Genomic DNA, 22031 nt, shown 5'->3' with positions numbered 1-22031 from the left:
CACGTGCCGCCCCTGCGCTTTGTGGATGCGTCAAGCCGCAAAGCCTTTGGCGACGTGATCGCGGATGAAGCCGGCACCGATCTTGACGAGGCGGTCGCTCAGGGCCTTGCCGGTTTCGGCCGAGCAGTGCACGGGATCGCCGCCCCAGACGCCGTGTGGCGCGCTTTCGATCGCTTCGATGGGGGCTTGCAGACGCGCGCCGTCGTATTTGATCGCGGCAAACCCGGCCACCTCTACGCCCATGGCCTTCTGGCCCTTCGGGGGGGCCTGACGCAGATCGAGGCGCAGGATTTCCGGGTAATAATGCAACCCGATCGAGGTCAGCGGGTCGCCGCCGTGGCCTGAGGATTTCGCCGCCTGTTCGGGGCCGAGAATGTCTTTGAGCAGCTCATAGCTGATCTGCCAAAGGTACATCGACGCCACGAACATCCCGTTTTTTTGCCGCCACTTCAGCGACACATCATTGATTGGCCCGACATTGCCGCCATGCCCGTTAATGACAAGGATCTTGGTCAGACCATGCCGCGCGAGGCTGGCAAACATGTCGTCGAGCAAAGCGGCAAGTGTGGCCTGACTGATGGCAATACCACCGTGCGACGAGCCGAAATAGTCGGCCCCACCAAATGGGATGACCGGCGCGATGAAGGTTGGCACACCTTCGGCACGCGCGGCGCGGGCGATGTCCAGCGCCACACATTCGGCAGCCAGATAGTCGCCCATCGGCGCGTGCGTGCCCTGATCCTCCAGCGAGCCCATTGGCAGCAGGATCACGGCATCCTTGTTCAGATACTGACGCGCTTCTTCGCTGGTCAGTTCGGCGATCTTGATCTTGTCGGTCATCATCAGTGTATTTCCTTAAAGAATGTCGTCTCGGATGCAGGCCTTCAGGCGGCCTTCGCCCATGTCGCGCAGGGGCGGCACTGTTTCGGCGCAGGCAGGCAGCGCATAGGGGCAGCGGCTGCGGAACACACAGCCAGAGGGGGGCGTAAGCGGCGAAGGAATCTCGCCCGTCAGCCGGATACGATTGCTTTCATGCTTTAGGCTGGGCTCCGCCGAAATCAGCGCAGCGGTATAGGGGTGTCTGGGGGCAAAGTGGATCTGGTCGGCAGGCCCCACCTCCATCACCTTGCCCAGATACAGCACCATCACCCGGTCCGAGATATAGCGCACCACCGACAGATCATGGCTGATGAACAGCAACGAGATTCCGGTCATGGCGCGCAAATCGGCCAGCAAGTTCAGCACCTGCGCCTGAATCGAAACATCCAGCGCCGAGACCGCCTCGTCGCAGACAATGAATTTGGGCTCGACCGCCAAAGCGCGGGCAATGCCGATGCGCTGTCGCTGGCCGCCGGAAAACTCATGTGGGCGGCGGTCCAGAAACGCCGGGCTCAGACCGACCATGGTCATCAGTTCGGTCAGCCTGTCGGCGCGGGCAGTGCCCATGTGTAGCTTGTGGGTGTCCAAAGCTTCGGACAACACGGCGCGAATGGTCTTGCGCGGATCAAGACTGGCGTATGGGTCTTGAAAGATGATCTGCATATCCTTGCGCAGGCGGCGCAGATCGGCGTGAGAGATGGTGGAAAGATCCTGCCCGTCAAACCGGACCGTGCCGCTATCCGCCTCGATCAGGCGCAGCACCGCCTTGCCGATGGTGCTTTTGCCCGATCCGCTTTCCCCGACCAGCCCCAGAACCTCGCCCGGCTGCACCGAAAGGCTGACCTCGCGCAAGACCTGCATCATCCGCTTGCCGAACAGCCCCTTGCGGCCGACGGGATAGCTTTTGCTCAGGTTCTGAACCTCCAGCAGCGGGGTCATCGGGCGGCCTCCGATCCGGCTTCGGGCGCCCGGAAGCACCGCACCTGACGGTCGCCATCGGCGCTGTTGAACAGCGGCGGCGGGGCATCGGCACAAGACGGGATCGCAATCGGGCAGCGGTCACGGAAAGCACAGCCGGAGGGGCGGGCATCCGGCAGCGGCGGGGTGCCGCTGATCGCGCGCAGCCGGTCACCCCGCGCCGAGTGCAGTTCTTCATGGGACGAGGGCATGCTTTCCAGCAGCGCCACCGTATAGGGGTGATGCGGGGAGTTCAGCACCTGCGACACCGGGCCTTCCTCGACCACCTGACCCGAATACATTACCGCCACGCGGTCGGCGATTTCGGACACGATGCCAAGGTTGTGGCTGATGAACAGCAGGCTCAGGCCATCTGCATATTCGGTCCGCAGGCGCTGCAGCAATTCGATGATCTCGGCCTGAATGGTCACATCCAGCGCGGTGGTGGGTTCGTCTGCAATCAACAGGCGCGGCTCGCAGGTCAGCGCCATGGCGATCATCACACGCTGGCGCATGCCGCCCGACATCTCATGCGGGTAGCCGTCAAACCGCCGGGCCGGTTCGTTGATGCCGACCAGCTCCAGCAGGTCGATGGCGCGGGTGCGGGCGTCAGCATAGGGCATCGGGCGGTGTGACAGGATCGCCTCGACCATCTGGGCGCCAACCTTGTGGATCGGGTTCAGCGAGGTCATCGGTTCCTGAAAGATCATCGCCACATCATTGCCGCGCACGTCTTCCAGTTCTTTGGCAGTCAAAGTGCCAAGATCGACCATCTGGCCCGATTTGCGGCGCAAGCGCAGCGCCCCGCCGGCCTGATGGATCGCACCGGGCAACAGGCCCATCAGCGCCAGCGAAGACAGGGATTTTCCCGAGCCGCTTTCGCCGACAAGGGCCGTGCATTGGTTCGCCCGCAGGGTCAGTGACACGTCCTGGATCACATCAACCGGCCCGCCGGGGCTCATCAGTTGCAACCGCAGACCGCGGATCGAGGCGACCACATCTGCCGTCTCATCTGACGGGGTTACACGCGCCGCTACCGGCACCGAGGTTTCATCCTTGCCACCGCCCAACGCCCCCTTCGGGTCCAATGTGTCGCGCAGCCGGTCGCAGAAGAAGTTGATGGCGTAGATGGTCAATATCAGCGCCACGCAGGGGATCAGGATGCCCAGCGGATCCTGGTTCATGAACTGCCGCGCGCCCCGGATCATCTGACCCCAGGACGGGGCAGGCGGCACCACACCCAGCCCGAGAAAGGACAGCCCGCTTTCGATGGTGATCGCGGCGGCGGCGGTCAGCGAGTATTGCACCGAGACCGGACCTGCGATGTTGGGCAGAATGGTGCCCAGCACAATCCGGTGCGACGGGGTGCCCAAAGCGCGCGACGCTTCGACAAAGTCCAGCGACGAGACGCGCAGCGCCTCGGAAAAGGCGATCCGGGCAAAAGACGGAAAGTACAGAACGGACAGTACGGCCACCAAGGTTCCCGCGCCGGGGCCGAACAGCGTCACCACCAGCAGCGCCAGCAAGATCGGCGGAAAGCACAGCACCACATCCGACAGGCGCGTCGTGACGAACTCGAAAGGCCCGCGGAAATAGGCGCCAATCAGACCCAGCAGCGTGCCAAAGATGCAGGCCAGCGTGGTGGCCACAAAGGCCACGGTCAGCGATACCTGCCCGCCATAGAGCACCCGTGCCAGCCGGTCGCGCCCGAATTCATCCTGCCCCAGCCAATGCTCCCAGCTTGGCAGTGCCAGCCGGTCACGAACCGAGATCTGGACCGGATCTGCGCCAGTAATCAGCGGAGCGGCAAAGGGAATAAGGATCAGCGCCGCCAGCAGAATGCTGGGCAGGATCATGCGCCGGGGAATGGCAGGCAACAGGCGGGTTTTTTTCGGGACAGGGATTGCGGTCATTTCAGGCGAATCCTCGGATCGAGCAAGGAATACAGGATGTCGATCACCAGATTGATGCCGATAAAGATCGCGGCGACCGTCAGGATGATGGCGCGCACCGTCGGGTAATCGCGCTGCTCGACCGCAGTGACCAGCATTCCGCTCAGTCCGGGCCAGTTGTAGACAAACTCGATCAGCACAGTTGATCCCAGCAAAATCCCCAGTTGCAGACCGACGACGGTAATCACCGGCCCCAGCGCGTTGCGCAGGATGTGGCGGCGCACCACCAGACTGCGGCGCAGGCCCTTTGCTGTGGCGGTACGAACCCAGTCATGCCCGCGCATTTCCAGCACGCTTGCCCGTGTCATCCGAAAGATGATCGTCGCCAGATGCAGTGCGACAGTGGTTGCAGGCAGCACCAGCATTTGCAGGTGCTGCGCAGGGTCTTGGGAAAAGGCGACATAGCCCCCGGCGGGCAGCACCCGTAGAACCTGTGCGAAAAAGTAGATGAACAGCGTGCCGACCACGAAACCGGGGATCGAGGTCAAGAGCGCGTTCACTCCGGAGGCGATGACATCGAAACGACCGCCACCGCGCAAGCCCGCCAACGTGCCCACCGGTATTGCCACAATCAGCGCAAGCACTGCCCCCACGCCGATGATCTCCAGGGTGCGGGGCAGGCGCAGCGCGATTGCATCCGCGATGGACGAGCCATCGACAATGGATGTGCCGAACTCGAACTGCGCCGTATTGATCAGAAAACTGAAGTACTGGGCAAGAATGGGCTTATCCAGCCCCATCTCGATGCGCAGATTCTGGATCGCCTCCTGTGTGGCGCTGCCGCCACCCGTTGACAGCAGCAGCTCTGCGGGGTCACCGGGCACGATCACCAGAAGCGAAAAGATGATCGTGCCCACGACCAGCAGCATCACGATCGCCGCCGCCACACGGCGCAGGAGGAATGCCAGCATCTGCCGCCCCTTAGCCCAGTTGGGTTTCGTCAAGCGCGTAGGCGGATGATCCGTTCAGAAAGCCGGGCAGTGCCTCGAACCCGGTGACCGATTTTTTCATCGCATAGGCCTGCACCCGCCAGTTCAGCGGCACTTGCGGCACTTCCTCGAAATAGGCGGCGGCAAGATCCTGATAAACAGCCTTGCGCTTTTCGGTGTCTACTTCGGTGCGGCCCTGCTCCAACAGCCCGTCAATCCGCGCACTTTTGAAGCCAAACGATTGCAGATAGGACGGGTTGCCCGAATACAGCAGCGACCAGAGCGAGTCAGGGTCGTTGTAGATCCCTGACGTGCCATGCACGGCCAGATCGTATTTGCCTTCCTTGCCTGCGGTGACACGGGTGCCCCAATCTGGCAGATCCAGCGTGGCGTTGATGCCGATCATCGCCAGATACGCTTGTACGACCGATGCGGTGTCCTGATGCATGCCATAGGTCGCAGTGGCCAGAAGGCGGCAGTCGAAGCCGTTCGGATAGCCCGCCTCGGCTAGCAACGCCTTGGCCTTTTCAATGTCATACGTCCACTCATGCGCCGGGTTGGACAGATCAAAGGGGGACCCTTGCGGATTGGGCAGGCCATAGAGCGGCACGCCCCGGCCGGCAAAGGCCGCATCCACCACATCCTGCCGTTCGATCGCATAGCCGACCGCCTGACGCACCTTTGCATCGGCAAACGGGCCTTCGGTCACATTGAACAACAGGAACATATAGGGCCCCAGCGTGCTTTTCATCTGCATCGTGTCCGACGCTTCGACAGCGTCAAACTGGGTCCATGGCAGATATTCGATCAGATCCACGTCGCCCGCCTCCAACGCGGCAAAGCGCAGGTTTTCATCGGCGTATGCGATAAAGCGGATGCCGCCGAAATTGGGCCCGCCTTCATCGTAATAGGCCCCATAGCGCTCCAGCTCGATATAGACGCCCTTTTCGGAGGATTTCATCACAAACGGACCGGCGCCGATGTCGTTGCCATCGGTGCTTTCGGCGGAAATGATCGGGCAGCAATAGCTGGCCATCAGATCCATGAAAATCGCGCTGGGTGAGGACAGGGTGATCTTGACCGTCTTGTCGTCAACGGCTTCGACCGCTGTGATGATGGCCAGATCGCTTTTCAGAAACGCGGTAGAGCCTTCTTTGGTGATCTCGTTCAGGGAAAAGATCACATCGGCCGCCGTAACCGGCTTGCCGTTGTGGAACGTGGCGTTCGCCCGCAGCTTGAACACGGCAACCGTTGGCTCTAGCCACTCATAGCTTTCGGCCAGTTCGGGCAGCAGCTTGCCGGACGCATCATAACCCATCAGCCCCCGGTAGATCATCAGTTTGACGGTGTTTGCCGCCCCGCCGGTATTGTCGAACGGCTTGACCGTGGGGGGGAAGGTGGAAAGCCCGAACTTGAGGACGGCGTCCGTGCCTTGCGCCCAGCTGCCGCGCGGCAATGCCATCGCGGTTATGCCAGCGCCCAGGCTGAGCAAAACGCTGCGGCGCGTGGGCATCATGCTCATCGGAAGGGAAGGTGTCATGGAAACCTCGGTTCTGTTGTGTGGAGATGTCGTGGGCTTGTGCCTCGTCTTGGGGTGGATCGAAGCCTTGTGGGGGAGGGATGTCCAATCGAAAAAACTTTTATGGCGGATAGATTTCTTTACCGCTTCGATTTTCCGTCAGGCTGCATCAGTCTGTTCCCGTGTCAGCAAAGTCAACCTGGGCGTTTGAATTTAGGCATAACTTACATATGGTTGTGGGGCACATCTGATATTGGCGGCAAGCAGCCTTCAACACAGGCGCAAGAGCTATGCGCGGCCCTTGGGCCTGTTGTCGTCAGTGCAGATTTGTGGCGCCGGAAGAGGCAGCGCAAGCATATGTGATGCAAGTTCCGGCTGGCAGAGTGTCGGGCATACGCTGACAGCCGATCAAAATTCTTTACGACTGACAAAAGAATTTTCGATTGGACGCGGCGAAGTCAGTCAGGTGTTGATCCACCTGTCGTCCCCATTGTGCAGCCTGCGCGGAGCAGGCTTCCTGACCGGGGGTCAGCGTCGCCCCTTATACAGAACCGGACATATCTGATGACAGTGACCGTTCGCCTAGCCCTTCGCGACTGGGACTATCTGACCCCCCTGCTTTTGGGCGATGTGACCGACCCCAGAATTGACCTGCAGATCACGCGGGTGGGCACGCTCGTTGATGATCTGGCCACGACTGCAGCCTACGACGGGGCCGAGATTTCCTTTAGCCGCTATGTTCAGGACCGGGCGGCCGGGGGTGATGCGGTTCTGGGCGTGCCGCAGTTTCTGATGCGAGGCTTTCGCCACCGCTGTATCATTACCGCCAAGACCAGCCCCATTACCCGGCTGGAGGATCTGGCGGGCAAAAAGATTGGCGTCACCGGTTGGCAGGACAGCGGCAATACCTGGACACGGGCGGCGCTGGCGGATCTGGGTGTCGGGGTTGAAGATGCCCTGTGGTATGCTGGCCGTCTGACAGAGGCGCACCCCATTACCGACCGTCTGGGCCGCTTTGCCCGACCGGGCCGCATTGAAGCGATGCCCGGAGAACAACCGATGATCGCGGCGCTGCTGGATGGCGGATTGGATGCCGTGTTCACCCCCTTCATGCCGAGTGGATTTTTCCGCCCCGATTCGCCCTTTCGTCATGTGCTGCCGGATTTCCGCAGCGCCGAGATCGCCTATTTTGAACGTGTCGGTTACGTGCCGGGGATGCATATCCTTGGCCTGAAAGCCTGCTTTGCCATAAAAAATCCATGGATTGCCAATGCTTTGAGTGATCTGTTTGATGCGTCGCTTGCGATGTGGCTGGAGAAACGCCGCAAATATGCGGAAACGACTCCGTGGATCATTCAGGATATCGCGATGATGGACGCGGCGCTGGGGGCGGATTGGGCCGCCAGTGGCCTGTCTGCCAACGCTGGCATGGTGAGCGATTTCGTGCACCAATCGCGTGAACAGGCGCTGATTGGCCGCGATCTGACGCTGGCGGACCTCTTTCCCTCTGAGCCAGGCGCAATGCGGGGCTGAGGTTTGATATGCTTTCGCAATCCTCTCAGAAGATGCGACGAGGGCTGCTGGCGGATTCCCACGCCGCATAACGCTCATAGACCAATGCAGCCTGATCAGCATCTGATGGTTGCGCTCAGGCCGCGTGATCATGGTTATGGCCGTGCCTTGAAGTGGTAATGAGAAATTGGTATAAGTAAGGATATTATACATTCTCATTGGGGCTGCCATGCAAGAATCAACTGTTACAATCAAAGGTCAGACCACCCTGCCAAAGGACGTGCGGGCTGCTCTCCAACTGCATCCGGGCGACCGGGTCCGGTACATGATCCTTGATGGCGGAGAGGTCCGGCTGGTACGGAGCCGGCCGGTGACGCAACTGGCAGGTCTGCTGAAAAGCCGGACCGACAGGCAGGCCAGCCTTGACGACATCGACGAAGCGATCGCCAAAGGCGCGGTGGGAAAGTGATGCCCCGAACTGCTGAACGCAGGATTGGCCTCGATACCAATGTGCTGGTGCGGTTTCTGGTGCAGGATGATGCCGGACAGGCCAAGGCTGCTCAGGACCTTATTGCCACGCTTAGCGAAGCCGAGCCTGGCTTTGTCTGCCGTGAAGTTCTGGTGGAATTGGTCTGGGTACTTGAGCGGGCCTATGCCCTGTCGCGCGCGGATATTGCCCTGGCGCTGGACGGCTTGCTTGAGGCCCGCGAGCTGGTGATCGAGACCGCAGATCGAGCCGCGATTGCCGTGGACCGCTATCGAAAGGGTGGTCCCGGCTTTGCTGACCAGATGATCGCTTTGGCAGGGCAGGGGGCGGGATGCCAAACGACGGTTACCTTTGACCGCAAGGCGGCGAGCCTTCCCGGTATGCAAGCGCTGGGGACGGTTTCTGATCATTGAGCAGGGAGATTGCGCGCAATTTCCAGTCTTCGCAGCGCACACAGACAGGCTTGACGGCACATCATTTCGATAATACGTATTAAGACGTCTTAACGCGAGGATGTGTCATGCTTCTGCCTTCCGCCTACGATCCCGGTGTCGTTGCCGCCCTGTCTGGCGTTGACGCCAAACAGATCCGTCATGTGTTCTTTGTTGCCTGTGGCGGATCGTTGTCGATCATGCATCCGGCCAAGTTCATGCTGGATCAGCATCTGGATATGCCGTCTGATGTCTATAATGCGGCCGAGTTTGTCGCACGTGCGCCGCGCAGGCTGGACCAGCAGTCTTTGGTTATCTTGTGTTCGATGACGGGCACGACGAAAGAGACCGCCTCAGCGGCAGCCTATGCACGGACCAAGGGGGCGGTGACGATCGGCCTGACGCTTGACGCGAAATCGCCTATGGGGCAGGCCGTCGATCATGTGGTCGGGTTCGAAGCGCCTTACACGACTGGCGTTCCGATTGATGCCAAAGACAGTAACTACGCGCGGATCTATCAGCTGGTTCTGGGTTTTGTCGCCCTTGCCGGGGGCGAGGATCTGACCCAGCCGCTGATCGACAGCCTGCAAGCCTTGCAGCCTGCCATCGACCGGGCGCATACCACGTTCGCGCCGCAATTTGAAAGCTATGCCCCCGGATTTGCAAAAAAGGATGTCATCTACACCGTGGCCAGCGGCGCAAGCTATGGGGCGGCCTATTCCTTTGCCATCTGTGTTCTGATGGAAATGCAGTGGATCAACAGCCATGCGATTCACGCCAATGAATTTTTCCACGGACCGTTCGAGGTTCTGGACAAGGACAGTACCTTTATCCTGCTGAAGGGCCTCGACAGTACGCGCCCACTGGAAGACCGGGCGGATGAGTTCCTGCATCGCTTTGGTGCCGTTGAGAATATTCTTGTGCTGGATGCAGAAACGCTGGATTTGACCGGCATCGACGCGCAGTTCCGTGGCAATCTTGTGCCCTTGATTTTCTTCGACACGCTATGGCGCTTTGCCTACAAGATTGCGGAGCTGCGCCAGCATGAAATGCTGGAAGGCCGGCGCTATATGAAAAAGCTCGCCTACTAGGCAGGTGCAAGGAAACGGGGCCAGGGGCGGCGGATGGAAGATAACGGGCTGGCAGTGCCACTTTACGAAAAGGTCCGGCGAACCATCGTTTCGGGGATCGAGTCGGGTGAATTCACCCCTGGCAGCTTTCTTCCGCCCGAACCCAGCCTGATGGCCCAGTGCGGGGTCAGCCGGGTGACCCTGCGCCGTGCGATTGGCGATCTTTGTGCCGAGGGCTGGCTTCAGCGGCAACAAGGGCGCGGCACGCTGGTCATGCCGCGCAAAGTGCGTCAGACGCTGGTTTCTTTATCCGGGTTTTCCGAAACGATGGGTGGGCTGGGGCGCAAGGCCAGTCACCGCATTCTGGCGCAGACCGATGAGCCTGACGCTCCGGCAATCGCGGCGCGGTTGAGTGCGCGGACTCTGGTTCGGTTTGACCGGCTGCTGGAAGAAGATGGCCGCCCGATGACACTTGAAGCGCTGTGGTTCGACAGAGAGCGGTTTGCCGAGGTCATTCCCGACGTGGCCGCCGGAGGATCGTTCTTTGGCGCCCTGCGCGAGGTCGCGGGTATCGTGCCGGCGCATACCGAGCGACAGATAGATGTGGGATTTGCCACCGATGCCGAACGTGCCGAGCTGGGCATTTTGCCGGGTCAGCCGGTGTTTCGTGTCGAGAAGCTGGTGACGGACAACGCGGGAAAGCCGCTTGCCCTATCCTGTCTGGTGACGCCCGGCCATCTGGTCAGTTTCACGATGAAAAGCTGAAAGGTTCCCTATGCGGGTTTATGATGCGAAGGCCGTTCATGCGGCGCTTCCCTGGGACTATCTGATTGGCGCGTTGCGTGTGGCGCATCTTGCGCCGATGCCGATCTCGGATGTGGTGTTGCAATCGGACCCCGCGGGAGGGCAGGGTCAGTTCGTGACGCTGCCCGGCTGGGCAGCAGGCGGGCCGGTTGTGGTAAAGATGGTCGGGGTTTTTCCACAGAATGCCACGCTGGACCCGCCGCAGCCCGCAGTGCAAGGTTTGGTGGCGCTGTTTGACGGGGCAACCGGCGCGCCGTTGTTGGTGGCAGACGGGGCGGCGATGACAGCACGCAAAACCGCAGGGGATTCCGCGCTTGGGGCCAGCCTGCTTGCGCGCGAGGATGTCGAGGATCTGCTGATTGTGGGCGCAGGTGCTCTGGCACCGCATTTTGCAGCGGCACATCTTGCGGCGCGACCTTCATTGCGGCGGGTGATGATCTGGAACCGGACTCAGGCACGGGCGCAGGCTGTTGCTGCTGATCTGAGGGCGCAAGGCATGAATGCCATTGTGGCCAAAGATCTGGATGTTGCCGTGACGCAGGCAGATGTGATTTCCTGTGTCACAATGTCGGATCGGGCGCTGGTCAAGGGCGCTTTGCTGCGTCCCGGCGCGCATCTCGATCTCGTCGGTGCCTATCTGCCGACCCTGCGTGAGGCCGACGATGAGGCGTTGTCGCGTGGCGTGATCTTTGTCGACAGCCGCCAGAACATGCAGGGCAGCGGCGATCTTTCGCAGGCGGTTGCGTCTGGTGCCATCACATGGGATGCGGTGCAGGCAGACCTGTTCGGGCTGATCCGTGATGGCCAGCGGGGCCGCGCATCGGCGGATCAGATCACGGTGTTCAAGAACAATGGCGGCGCCCATCTTGATCTGTACACTGCTGCGGCCTTGGCACAGTCTGACCGGGCCTGATCGGGCAGTTGCCGTCCGCGACCGTACCGGGTGCAATGCCGCGTCAGATCCTGTGATCCGCCGGGTCACGCCCTTGATTATTTTGAAAAATCGTGCTTCCTACTGGGGTTGGGTTGTCATGGTTCGCCCCCCGGAATGCAGGAAGGAAGTCGGCAGTGGCCTCGATCCCCAAGGCAACAATTGCCGATGTCGCACGCTCTGCCGGGGTCTCTACCGCGACTGCGGGGCGGGTGCTCGGCGGTTATGGTTACACCAGCGATGAAAAGAAGCAGCAGGTTCTGTCGGCGGCGCAGGCGCTTGGCTACCGGCCAAATGCCCTTGCGCGGAGCCTGATCACAGGCAAGACCAGAACCCTTGGTGTGGTGGCGGGCGATATCCAGAATCCGTTTTATGCCTCAGTGTTGCGTGGCATTTCGAATGTGGCCGAAGCGAACAGTTTTGGCCTGCTGATCACCAACAGCGATGAAAGCCAGTCAAAGGAAATCCTGTCTGTCGAACTTCTGGCGCAAAAGCAGGTGGATGGGCTGATCGTCACGCCCAGCGATACACGAAAGGCCAGGCATCTGCACAATTTGCGTGCGTCGGGTGTCCCGCTGGTGCTGATTGACAGGGCGGTGGCGGGTCTGGCGGTGGATCGCGTGGCGACGGACAACATCGGCGGTTCCGAGCAGGCGGTCAGCCGGTTGATCGCGGCCGGGCATACCCGTATCGGAATTGTGGCCGAACTGGTAGAAGAGGTGCCTGGCGGGCTGGAGGTGTTTGTGACCCGCGCCGCGACCGGTGATCCTGTGGAAAGCGAAACGCTGTATCCAAGCTGGCAGCGTTTGCTGGGGTATATCCGGGCGCATCGTGTGGCGGGGCTTCGTGTAGACCCGGCGCTGGTGCTGCGGGCGGGCAGTTATTCGGCTGAGGCCGCACAGGCAGCAACGCCGGGCCTGCTGGCGCAAGCCGATCCGCCGACGGCGCTGTTCACCACCGATGGCACAATGTCTGAAGGCGTCATGCGCGCGTTGACCGGCCTGGGCGTCGTGCTGCCGCGCGATCTTTCGCTGATCTGCTTTGATGATCTGGACTGGATGAGCTTTTTGTATCCGGGCATCACCAGCGTATCGCAGCCAAGGCTGGCGATGGGAGAGGCGGCGGCGCGTATGTTGCTCGAACGTATCCGGGGGGAGGATTGTCCGCCGCGTACCGTGCTCATGTCGGCGGAACTGATCGAACGTGGGTCGGTGGCAAACCGCTGATCAAAATACCAGATCTGGCAAGAACGTGACCAGTCCCGGCACAAAGGTCAGCAGAAAAAGCACCCCCAGCAATGCCAGAAGGAACGGGACAAAGGCCAGGCTGAAATCTTCGATACTGCAGCGGGTGATCGAGCAGACTGTGAACATGACTGTGCCAACGGGCGGTGTCAGTGACCCGATCGCGGTGTTCAACACCAGAATGACACCCAGATGCACCGGGTCAACCTCAAGCGTTTTGCCCAGTTGCAGCAGCATGGGGCCAAGAATGACGATGATCGCCAAGCCTTCAAACACAGTGCCCAGAAGCAACAGGGCAATGTTGATGATCACCAGAACAACGTACTTGTTGTCTGAAATCGCGGTCAAAGCGCCGATCATTGCCTGTGGCACCTGTTCCAGACTCAGGATCAACGAAAACACCGAGGCCGAAGCCACAATAAACATGACCCCGGCGGTGGTTGCCGCTGACTCGGACAGTAGATCAAAGGTGTCCCGCATGGAAATGCGCCGATAGAGAACGGCCCCGACCAGATACGCATAGACAGCGGCCACGGCACCGAGCTCGGTAGGCGTAAACCAGCCGCCCCGCAGACCGAAGATCAACATGACGGGCATGGCGATGGCCCAGATCGCTGCCTTGCCGTGGCTCAGCACTTCACGCGCCGTCGCGCGGGTCGTGCGGCTGGCGGGAAGGTTCTGCTGTGCCGCGGTCCAGCGCACCGTCAGCATCAGCGCAAGGGCGATCAGCAGAGCCGGAACAACGCCCCCGAGGAACAGCTTTCCGATCGAGGTGTTGGTCAGCAGGCCATAGACGATCAGTGCGATCGAAGGTGGCATGACCGGCGCAATCAGCGACGATGCCGCACTGATGACCGATCCGTAGGCGTTGGAATAGCCATGTTTGCGCATCACCGGCACGATGGTGCGCGCGTCGATGGCGGCATCTGCATTCGCCGACCCGGACATTGCCCCCATGAAGACCGAATTCAGTACCGCAATCTGTGCCAGCCCGCCGCGCCAGTGCCCGACCAGTGTGTCGCAAAAGCCATAAAGCCGTTCGGCGATACCGCCACGCGCCATGGCAGCACCGGCCACGACAAACAGCGGAATGGCCAACAGCGGAAAGGATTCCAAACCGCTGGACATGCGTTGGGCGACAATACTGGCCATCATCGGATTTTGGGCGAAATATGCCATAGATGCGCCGAGCATGACGAAGCCAACAGGCAGGCCAAGACCAAGCAGGACAAAGAACGCGATTGCGGCGATGGTCATTTCTGGTTCCCCCTGACCCGCCCGGCAAGCTGGATAATGCGGGTCAGGATAATCAGCGCCATGCCTGCGGCCAACAGCACCGCTACGATCCATTTTGGCCAGCCCAGGGACAGGAATTTCGTAAAGCGTGCGGTTGAAATCTGGGCCCAGGCGGCGTGGATCACCGCTGCGGCGATCAGCATGACCAACAGATCTGCAATCATGCGGGCCAGTTGCCCTGCCCGCGGCGGCAGACGGTCCACGAAAAGCGAGATGCCGAACATCTGCCCGGACATCGCTGCCCCGGTCAGACCGAACCAGACTGTTGCTGACAATAGGATGACCGCAAACTCATGCGCCCACAGGATCGACATCGCCAGAAAGTTCCGGGCGATCACGTCGGCCAGAACGATCACCACCAGCGCTGCGATCAGGCAGGCGGGAATGACGGTTCCGAAAATGTGGAGAACAAGCCGCAAAATCTGTATCCTTGTCATTTGGTCGGCCGCACGAAGTCGCCGGAAACGGCGGCCTCGTGCACTGTTTCCGGATCACTCAGTCCCGGTGGCTGCTGCGCGTGCCTGATCATACAGACCTGCGGGCCAGTTGGGAAAGCTGGTGAAGAAACCTGCCGTTGCCGCACGATAGGCTTCGATGTCCGCTTCGTGGAACGTCACACCCTGGGCCTCGAACTCTTTGCGGATCTCGCCTTCCAGATCCGCTGACGTTTTGGTCAGCGCCTGACCGCCCAGCCGGAATTCTTCCATGAGAATTGCGCGGTCCCCCTCGCTCAGCGCCTGATAGGTCGCTTCGCTGATCACCCAGCCGGTGAACAGGTTGAAATGGCCCGTCAGGGTGATTTCCTTTGCGACTTCGTGCCATCCGGACGCACGCAGTCCGGTCAGCGGGCTTTCTGCTGCTGTGACAGCGCCCTGCGACAGTGCCGCATAGACTTCGGCGGCCTGCACCGTCGTCGCCACAACGCCCATCGGCTCGAATGTCTTCAGCCAAGTTTCGACGGGTGGTACCCGCATCCGCACGCCTTTGAGAGCATCGGGCGTCGGGTAGGCTGCGTTGCCGATCATGTGGCGTGGGCCGTCAAACCAGTTCAGGGCAACGACACGCACGCCCGCACCTGCCGCCAGCTTGTCGTAAAACCCCTGCATCAGGGTGGAGAATGCCAGCCTCTCGCCCTCTTCGCTGTTTGCGATGACGAAGGGCCCTTCAACGATGGACAACTCCGGCACATCAAAGGACGCAAGGAAAGACGCCGAGGTGAAGGTCATGACGGGCAAGCCCTGGCTTGCTTGCTCGATCGAATCCGTTGTGCTTCCCAACTGGGCCGAGGGGAACAGCTGGAAGGCCACGCGCCCTTCGGTGCGCTCGGTAACACGCTCGGCTGCGACCTGTGCTGCCAGCCATGATTCCGAAGTGGGGGCGTTGACGGTTGACAGCTTGATGGTGACGTCCTGTGCCATGACGGCGCCCGCCATGAAAACAGAGGCAGCCATCGTCGCGGCAAAGCGAAGGGGTGTGTGGGGAAACGGGATTGTCATGATCTTCCTCCTGCTGGTTTTTTGTTTCCCGGAAACCGGGACGTTCATCCGGGAGCCATCGTCCGGTGAGCGCAATGTGAGAACGTTCGCAAATAATGACGTGAGTTGTCAATCGCGCAGTTTCAAATCGTGCAGATCGCGACGCCAATTTGTCAGGCGATGGATTGCAGGCAAGCTTGACAAGGCAATAGATCAAGTGCGAACGTTCTCACAATCAATCTTGAGAGTACCACCATAATGCCCCAACCCGTCAAAATTCTCGCATTCGGAGATAATGTCGTCGATTGCTATCGCGATCAGAATGTCATGTTTCCGGGCGGCAATTGCGTGAACCTTGCGGTGTTTGCGCGCCGCGCGGGTGCCGAAACCGCCTATATTGGCGCGGTTTGCGATGATGCTGCGGGCCGGCTTATCCGTGATGCGTTGCGGTCCGAAGGGGTCGATGTGAGCGGGTTGCGGGTAGGGCAGGGGCAGACGGCCTATTGCGTGATCGAGACGCTGGACGGAGAGCGGGCTTTTGTAGGCGCTCATCTGGGTGTGTCGATCATCGCGCCATCTGCGACGGATCTGGCAGTTTTGCCTGGACATGATGCCATTCATACCGGGCGGTCCAGTCATGTCGATGACTGGCTTTCCCACTTTGCGCTCACGACCCGCGTCTCCTACGACATGGCGACCGAGACTGCCGCCGACCGGATCGCGCAGATTGCGCCTTGCTGCTATCTCCTGAGCTTTTCCGGCAGTGGTCTTTCGCGGGATCAGGCGGTGGCTCTGGCAGAACGCGGGCGGAACAGCGGTGCCGACTGGTGCCTTGTCACACGTGGCAGTGATGGCGCGCTTTTGCTGGGGGATGCAGGCCTGTTCGAGACCGCAAGTCATCCGGTGGCCGCTGTCGATACCCTTGGTGCGGGCGATACGTTTATTGCGACGGTGCTGACGGGATTGTTGGAACAGACCGGGCCTGCGACGGTTCTGGCCAATGCGGCGCAGGCCGCATCGGAAACCTGCATGATGCGAGGCGCTTTTGGTTACGCCGCACCCATGGCGGTTGATCTGTCGAGCATGATGACGATTGACGAGATCTACAAGACGACAAAGCCTGCCACAGCGTTGATCTAACGAATGACACGCCTGACTATTGTGTGTCTGCGCTGGTTTCCTGTTCCAGCCAGCGTAAAAACTGCTGCAAGGCGCGGCTGGGGCTGCATATCTGCGGCCAGACTGCAAAATAGCGCCCGTCTACAGTTGTGAAATCGGCTACTGCCGGGCACAGGCGGCCGGACCGGAACTCTGCCTCGGCCAGAAAGCGCGGCAGAAGGGCCACGCCAAAACCAAGGGCCGCAGCTTCGGCCATGTGGGTGAACTGGTCAAACAACATGCCGTGCAGATGCCCGGCATCGCACCCGCGACGGCCAAACCAGTCTTCCCACGCACCCGGACGGCTTTCCAGATGCAAAAGCGGCATCGCCAGGATCTGCTGCGGCTGCAGAGGGCCTGGCACCAAATCCGGGGCTGCCGACGGAATGATCTCCTCTGTCGCAAGTGAGAGATAGTGGACCCCCGGCCAGTTTTCGCTGCCGAAATGGATTGCGGCATCAAAGGGTTCACGGCTGAAATCAAACGGCGCAAGTCTGGTGCCAAGGTTCACGGTAATCTCTGGGTGCTGCGCAGAAAACCGGCGCAGCCGCGGCAAAAGCCAGTGTGTGCCAAAGGCCGGCAGCACGGCCAGGTTCAGGCTGGTCTGGTCCCCTGCCGCCCGGATCTTGAGGCTGGCGCGGGCCAGATGCTGCAGATATTCGCGGCTGGATGCGGCGTATTCCTTGCCTGCAGGGGTCAGCGCCAGCCCCTTGCCATCCCGCTGCAGCAGGGCGACGCCAATCTGTTCCTGCAGCGCCTTGAGCTGCCGGCTGATGGCGGAATGCGTCAGTGACAGCTCGTTTGCGGCGGCTATCGCGGTGCCAAGCCTGTCAACCGCCTCCAGTGCCAACAGGGAGCTGACCGAAGGCAAAAAGCGTCTTGGGGCAATCATGTGAGTTTTTCTCCAAGGTAGTGACCCAATCCTCGCTCACTATTCGTTGTATGACCAGATACAATCGGTTGTGATGCAATGCCGACAGGTCAGAAAATGCTCGATACTCCAAGCTTCCGTCGTGCCCACCGGATCAGCAATCTGGAGATTTCCGAAATCGTCCAGATTTCCGAACGGGCCGCGGCGCGTAAGGTGCAAGGGTATGACATTGTGTCCCTGTCTACCGGCGAGCCTGATTTTCCAACGCCTGACCATGTGATCGAGGCGGCGCACGGGGCGGCGCTTGCAGGCCAGACGCGTTATACGGCGACACTGGGCACGGCGGCCCTGCGTGCAGCCATTGCGGATGACGCGGGCGCGCGTCCGGATGAGGTGATCGTTTCAACCGGGGCCAAGCAAGTGATTGCAAACGCCATGCTGGCCACACTGGACGCAGGCGATCAGGTGGTGATGCCCGCGCCCTATTGGACCAGTTATTCAGATATCGTGACCATGGCAGGTGGTACGCCCGTGATCGTACCTTGTGCCATGACCGAAGGTTTCAAGCTGACCCCCGCCGCTCTGGAGTCCGCGCTGACCCCGCGCACGCGTTGGTTGATGCTGAATGCTCCGTCCAACCCATCGGGGGCGATCTACAGCCGCGAAGAGATTTTGGCGCTTGCTGAAGTGCTGGCGCGGCACCCGCATGTCTGGGTGCTGTCGGATGAGATCTATGAGCATCTCAACTTCGTGCCGTTTTGCCGGTTTGTTGCTGTTGCCCCCGAACTGCGCGACAGGCTGCTGACGGTGAACGGTGTGTCGAAGGCGTGGTCGATGACGGGCTGGCGGATCGGATGGGGTGTCGGGCCGGTCGCGCTGATCAAGGCGATGGGGGCGGTGCAGGGGCAGATCACCTCGGGCGCGTGTTCCATTGCACAGGCCGCTGCCGTTGCGGCGCTGACAGGTGACCGGACCTTGCTGGACACGCGCCGCGAAGTGCTGCGGGCAAGGCGCGATCTGGTGGTGTCGGCGCTGAATGCGATGCCCGGCGTCGACTGCGCGTCCCCCGATGGCGCGTTCTACGCGTTTCCCCGCATTACCGGCGCAATGGCCGCGCAGGGCCATGCCACGGATGCCGATTTCTGCGATTGGTTGCTGGACCATCACAATCTGGCCTTGGTGCCGGGTCGTGCCTTTGGGTTGCCGGGGCACTTGCGTCTGTCCTTCGCCTATGCCGAGACTGACCTGAAAACGGGCCTTGCCCGCATGGCCAGTGCTTTGAACGGGGGAAACTGATGGACCGCAGCGTCATCGTTCACGAAAACTTCCTGCGCCGGGTTGCTGCGCGTGATTTTCCGCAAGGTCGCCCGCCAACAGACGGGCTTGATCCGGCAAAGGCGGTCGAGATCTATCGCGCCGCCTGTTTGTCGCGCGCGTTGGATCGCCAAAGCCGTGAGATGCAACGGGCCGGGCAGGGGTTCTACACGATCGGTTCTTCGGGGCATGAAGGGTTGGCCGCCGTTGCCGCAGCCTTGCGTCCCACGGATATGGCCTTCCTGCATTACCGAGACGCCGCATTTCAGATTGCACGCGCCGCGCAGGTGCCAGGGCAGTCGATCGCGTGGGATATGCTGCTGTCCTTTGCAGCCTCGTCCGAAGACCCAATTTCAGGCGGGAGGCACAAGGTTCTGGGGTCAAAGGCGCTGACCATCCCACCGCAGACGTCGACCATCGCGTCACATTTGCCCAAGGCGGTGGGAGCGGCCTATGCCATTGGTGCGGCTCGGCGGCACAGACCAGAGCATGCCGAATTGCCAGACGATGCCATCGTTTACTGCAGCTTTGGCGATGCTTCGGCGAACCATTCCACCGCGCAAGGTGCGTTCAACACCGCTGGTTGGACCTCGTATCAAGCCATTCCAATGCCGCTGATGTTTGTCTGCGAAGACAACGGCATCGGCATTTCGACCAAGACTCCGACGGGGTGGATCGCGGCCAGCTTCCGGCATCGTCCTGGGGTCAAGTATTTCGCCTGTGACGGGCTGGATATCTATGACACCTATGCAACCGCGCTGGAGGCGGCACAGTATATCCGCACCCGGCGCAAACCTGCGTTTTTGCATATCCGCACGATCCGGCTTTATGGTCATGCCGGGGCAGATATGCCCACCACCTATCTGCCAAAGACCGAAGTCGAGGCCGAAGAGGCGCAAGACCCGCTGCTGCATATGGTCCGGCAATTGTCGCAATCGGGCGCAATGTCACCCGATGACGCGCAGGAGGTTTACGAGTCCACCGCCGCCCGTGTTGCCCGAATTGCCGCCGAGGCGGTGACGCGGCCCCGTCTGCGCGATGCCGCCGGGGTGATGGCCTCGATCATTCCACCCAATCGCAGGTGCCTTGCGACCAACGGTCCAACCACCGAAGCGCGTGCAGCGGCGTTCGGTAGCGATATGAAGCAGATGGCCGAGCCGCAGATCATGTCACGGCTGATCAACTGGGCGCTGACTGATCTGATGCTGTCGCATCGGGAAATCGTGATGATGGGCGAGGATGTGGGTCGCAAGGGCGGCGTGTATGGCGTGACGCAAAAGCTGCAGGCGCGCTTTGGCCCGGACCGCATGATCGACACGCTGCTGGACGAACAATCCATTTTGGGGCTGGCCATTGGCATGGCGCAGAACGGCTTCATCCCGATGCCGGAAATCCAGTTTCTGGCCTATCTGCACAACGCCGAAGACCAGCTGCGCGGCGAAGCCGCAACGCTGCCGTTTTTCTCCAACGGGCAATACACCAATCCGATGGTGCTGCGCATCGCGGGGCTGGGGTATCAGAAAGGGTTTGGCGGGCATTTCCACAATGACAACTCGGTTGCCGTCCTGCGCGATATTCCGGGGCTGATCCTGGCCTGTCCGTCGAATGGGCGCGATGCAGCGATGATGCTGCGCGAATGTGTGCGGCTGGCCCGCGAAGAGCAGCGGCTGGTGGTGTTTCTGGAACCGATCGCGCTGTATCCGATGCGCGATCTGCATGGCGACAAGGATGCGGGCTGGATGTGCACCTACCCGGACCCGTCGCAGACGATTGCCTTGGGTGAAGTCGGCACGCATGGTCAGGGCGAGGATCTGGCTATCGTGACCTTTGGCAATGGTACCTATCTTTCGCGTCAGGCTGAACCGGCACTGACAAGCGCCGGGATCACGACCCGCGTTGTTGACATGCGGTGGTTGTCGCCCTTGCCAGTCGCCGCGCTGACAGCCGCGGTGCAGGGCGCAAAGCGCATCCTGATCGTTGATGAAACCCGCCACAGCGGTGGTGTGGCAGAGGCACTGATGGCCCATTTTGCGGAAAGCATGCCCGGCACTCCGCTGGCGCGGCTCACTGCCGAAGACAGCTTCATCGCAACCGGCCCAGCCTATGCCGCCACCATGCCGTCACCCGACAGCATCATTGCGGCGGCCAAGGCTTTGATGGGGCGCACACTATGAAAACCGCCGTTGTGATCTGCCCCGGACGGGGCACCTATACCAAAACCGAACTCGGCTATCTGAAACGGCATTTCAGGGATGCCGCGTTACTGGCAGATTTTGATGCCCGCAGACAGGCGGCCGGGCAGGAGAGCCTGAGCGCATTGGACGGGGCCACCGCCTATTCCGTGGCGAAACATTCGCGGGGCGACAACGCATCCGCGCTGATCTATGCCAGCACCCTGGCCGATTTCCGCGCCCTTGACGAGGTCGAGGTTGTTGCGGTGACCGGCAATTCCATGGGCTGGTATTCGGCATTGGCCTGTGGGGGTGCGCTATCGGCGCATGCGGGCTTTGACGTAGTCAACACCATGGGCACACTGATGCAGGAACGGCTGATCGGTGGTCAGATGATCTATCCTTTTGTCGATGAAAGCTGGCAACCAGACCCCGCGCGCAAGGCGGATCTGCTGGCGCTGGTGGCCGATATAAATACCCGGCCCGGACACAGCTTTGGCCTGTCGATTGATCTTGGCGGCATGTTGGTGCTGGCGGGCAATGATGCAGGGCTGACCGCATTCGAGGCTGCGGTGCCCGCGGTGCAGGGGCGCTTTCCGATGCGGTTAGCCAATCATGCGGCGTTTCATACGGCGCTTCAGGCCCCGGTGGCCGAGGCGGGGCGAGCCCGTCTTTCACCCGCCTTGTTTGGCCAGCCAAAGCTGCCGCTGATCGACGGACGCGGCCATGTCTGGTGGCCGGGCGCAGTCGATCCCAGTGCGCTGTGGGAGTATACTCTGGGCCATCAGGTGACAGAGCCCTATGACTTCACCCGTGCCATTGCCCATGCCGCGCGCGAGTTCGCGCCCGATCTGTTCATCATCACCGGCCCCGGCACCACGCTGGGCGGAGCTGTTGCACAAAGCCTCATCTTCGCCAACTGGCGCGGCATGGGGTCCAAAACCGACTTTCAGACAGCGCAGACTGCGGCGCCCTTCCTTGTCTCGATGGGCATGGAAGACCAGCGCCGCCTCGTCACCAAAGGAGACTGA

Annotated in this window: 20 protein-coding genes; 11 read left to right on the top strand and 9 right to left on the bottom strand. The window is 61.0% G+C overall.

What is annotated here, in order from left to right; translation table 11 throughout:
* Positions 1-30: 30 nt before the first annotated feature.
* From D1012_RS20905 to D1012_RS20885, 5 genes are read right to left on the bottom strand one after another with little or no spacing between them, the layout of a single operon-like run.
* Positions 31-843, bottom strand: coding sequence for a creatininase family protein (locus tag D1012_RS20905; protein WP_118156070.1), 813 nt, complete (start codon positions 841-843; stop codon positions 31-33).
* A gap of 12 nt (positions 844-855) precedes the next feature.
* Positions 856-1818 carry an ABC transporter ATP-binding protein gene (locus D1012_RS20900; protein WP_118156069.1) on the bottom strand — a complete coding sequence of 321 codons (963 nt, stop codon included), beginning with the start codon at positions 1816-1818 and terminating at the stop codon, positions 856-858.
* Positions 1815-3749, bottom strand: coding sequence for a dipeptide/oligopeptide/nickel ABC transporter permease/ATP-binding protein (locus D1012_RS20895; RefSeq protein WP_118156068.1), 1935 nt, complete (start codon positions 3747-3749; stop codon positions 1815-1817). Before D1012_RS20895 ends, D1012_RS20900 begins: the two co-directional genes overlap by 4 nt.
* On the bottom strand, positions 3746-4699 hold the full coding sequence (locus D1012_RS20890; RefSeq protein WP_118156067.1) for an ABC transporter permease: 954 nt from the start codon (positions 4697-4699) through the stop codon (positions 3746-3748). Before D1012_RS20890 ends, D1012_RS20895 begins: the two co-directional genes overlap by 4 nt.
* 10 nt (positions 4700-4709) lie before the next feature.
* A complete protein-coding gene (locus D1012_RS20885; protein WP_118156066.1) occupies positions 4710-6257 on the bottom strand; it encodes an ABC transporter substrate-binding protein in 1548 nt (515 codons plus the stop codon).
* A gap of 543 nt (positions 6258-6800) precedes the next feature.
* On the opposite strand from D1012_RS20885, the gene D1012_RS20880 reads away from it, so the two are divergent.
* From D1012_RS20880 to D1012_RS20850, 7 genes are all read left to right on the top strand, one after another.
* Positions 6801-7769, top strand: coding sequence for a substrate-binding domain-containing protein (locus D1012_RS20880; protein WP_118156065.1), 969 nt, complete (start codon positions 6801-6803; stop codon positions 7767-7769).
* Between the two features lie 208 nt (positions 7770-7977).
* On the top strand, positions 7978-8217 hold the full coding sequence (locus D1012_RS20875) for an AbrB/MazE/SpoVT family DNA-binding domain-containing protein (protein ID WP_118156064.1): 240 nt from the start codon (positions 7978-7980) through the stop codon (positions 8215-8217).
* A complete protein-coding gene (locus tag D1012_RS20870; protein ID WP_118156063.1) occupies positions 8217-8648 on the top strand; it encodes a type II toxin-antitoxin system VapC family toxin in 432 nt (143 codons plus the stop codon). The genes D1012_RS20875 and D1012_RS20870 overlap by 1 nt, the downstream gene beginning before the upstream one ends.
* A gap of 107 nt (positions 8649-8755) precedes the next feature.
* The gene (locus D1012_RS20865) at positions 8756-9757 is read left to right on the top strand and encodes an SIS domain-containing protein (protein WP_118156062.1); all 1002 of its coding nucleotides are present in this window, start codon (positions 8756-8758) and stop codon (positions 9755-9757) included.
* 33 nt (positions 9758-9790) lie between these two features.
* The gene (locus tag D1012_RS20860; RefSeq protein WP_118156061.1) at positions 9791-10501 is read left to right on the top strand and encodes a GntR family transcriptional regulator; all 711 of its coding nucleotides are present in this window, start codon (positions 9791-9793) and stop codon (positions 10499-10501) included.
* Between the two features lie 10 nt (positions 10502-10511).
* Complete coding sequence (locus tag D1012_RS20855) at positions 10512-11453, top strand: ornithine cyclodeaminase (RefSeq protein WP_118156060.1); 942 nt, start codon at positions 10512-10514, stop codon at positions 11451-11453.
* A 155-nt stretch (positions 11454-11608) separates the two neighbouring features.
* Positions 11609-12697 (top strand): LacI family DNA-binding transcriptional regulator, encoded by a 1089-nt coding sequence (locus D1012_RS20850; protein WP_118156059.1) that lies wholly within the window; start codon positions 11609-11611, stop codon positions 12695-12697.
* On the opposite strand, the gene D1012_RS20845 is transcribed toward D1012_RS20850, so the two are convergent.
* The 3 genes from D1012_RS20845 to dctP all read right to left on the bottom strand — a co-directional run bounded on the left by D1012_RS20845 (position 12698) and on the right by dctP (position 15555).
* Positions 12698-13972: a TRAP transporter large permease gene (locus D1012_RS20845; protein ID WP_118156058.1), complete on the bottom strand. Its 1275-nt coding sequence runs from the start codon at positions 13970-13972 to the stop codon at positions 12698-12700.
* Positions 13969-14430, bottom strand: a complete 462-nt coding sequence (locus D1012_RS20840) for a TRAP transporter small permease (protein ID WP_158569416.1) — start codon at positions 14428-14430, stop codon at positions 13969-13971. Before D1012_RS20840 ends, D1012_RS20845 begins: the two co-directional genes overlap by 4 nt.
* Before the next feature lie 72 nt (positions 14431-14502).
* Complete coding sequence (gene dctP, locus D1012_RS20835; RefSeq protein ID WP_233517226.1) at positions 14503-15555, bottom strand: TRAP transporter substrate-binding protein DctP; 1053 nt, start codon at positions 15553-15555, stop codon at positions 14503-14505.
* Between the two features lie 189 nt (positions 15556-15744).
* Here dctP and D1012_RS20830 point away from each other — a divergent pair, with 189 nt between their 5' ends.
* Positions 15745-16626, top strand: coding sequence for a PfkB family carbohydrate kinase (locus D1012_RS20830; protein ID WP_118156055.1), 882 nt, complete (start codon positions 15745-15747; stop codon positions 16624-16626).
* 16 nt (positions 16627-16642) lie between these two features.
* Here D1012_RS20830 and D1012_RS20825 read toward each other — a convergent pair whose 3' ends face one another.
* The gene (locus D1012_RS20825; RefSeq protein ID WP_118156054.1) at positions 16643-17536 is read right to left on the bottom strand and encodes a LysR family transcriptional regulator; all 894 of its coding nucleotides are present in this window, start codon (positions 17534-17536) and stop codon (positions 16643-16645) included.
* Positions 17537-17632: 96 nt separating this feature from the next.
* On the opposite strand from D1012_RS20825, the gene D1012_RS20820 reads away from it, so the two are divergent.
* Genes D1012_RS20820 through D1012_RS20810 form a run of 3 tightly spaced genes read left to right on the top strand, consistent with a single transcriptional unit; the run spans position 17633 to position 22031 of the window.
* Positions 17633-18811: a pyridoxal phosphate-dependent aminotransferase gene (locus D1012_RS20820; protein ID WP_118156089.1), complete on the top strand. Its 1179-nt coding sequence runs from the start codon at positions 17633-17635 to the stop codon at positions 18809-18811.
* Positions 18811-21003, top strand: coding sequence for a dehydrogenase E1 component subunit alpha/beta (locus D1012_RS20815; RefSeq protein ID WP_118156053.1), 2193 nt, complete (start codon positions 18811-18813; stop codon positions 21001-21003). The genes D1012_RS20820 and D1012_RS20815 overlap by 1 nt, the downstream gene beginning before the upstream one ends.
* A complete protein-coding gene (locus D1012_RS20810) occupies positions 21000-22031 on the top strand; it encodes an ACP S-malonyltransferase (protein ID WP_118156052.1) in 1032 nt (343 codons plus the stop codon). Before D1012_RS20815 ends, D1012_RS20810 begins: the two co-directional genes overlap by 4 nt.

It is taken from the genome of Pseudotabrizicola alkalilacus (genome assembly GCF_003443995.1).
GTDB classification, from domain to species: domain Bacteria; phylum Pseudomonadota; class Alphaproteobacteria; order Rhodobacterales; family Rhodobacteraceae; genus Pseudotabrizicola; species Pseudotabrizicola alkalilacus.
Note: the sequence above shows the minus strand (reverse complement) of the source record. Positions and strands in the feature narration are given on the sequence as shown.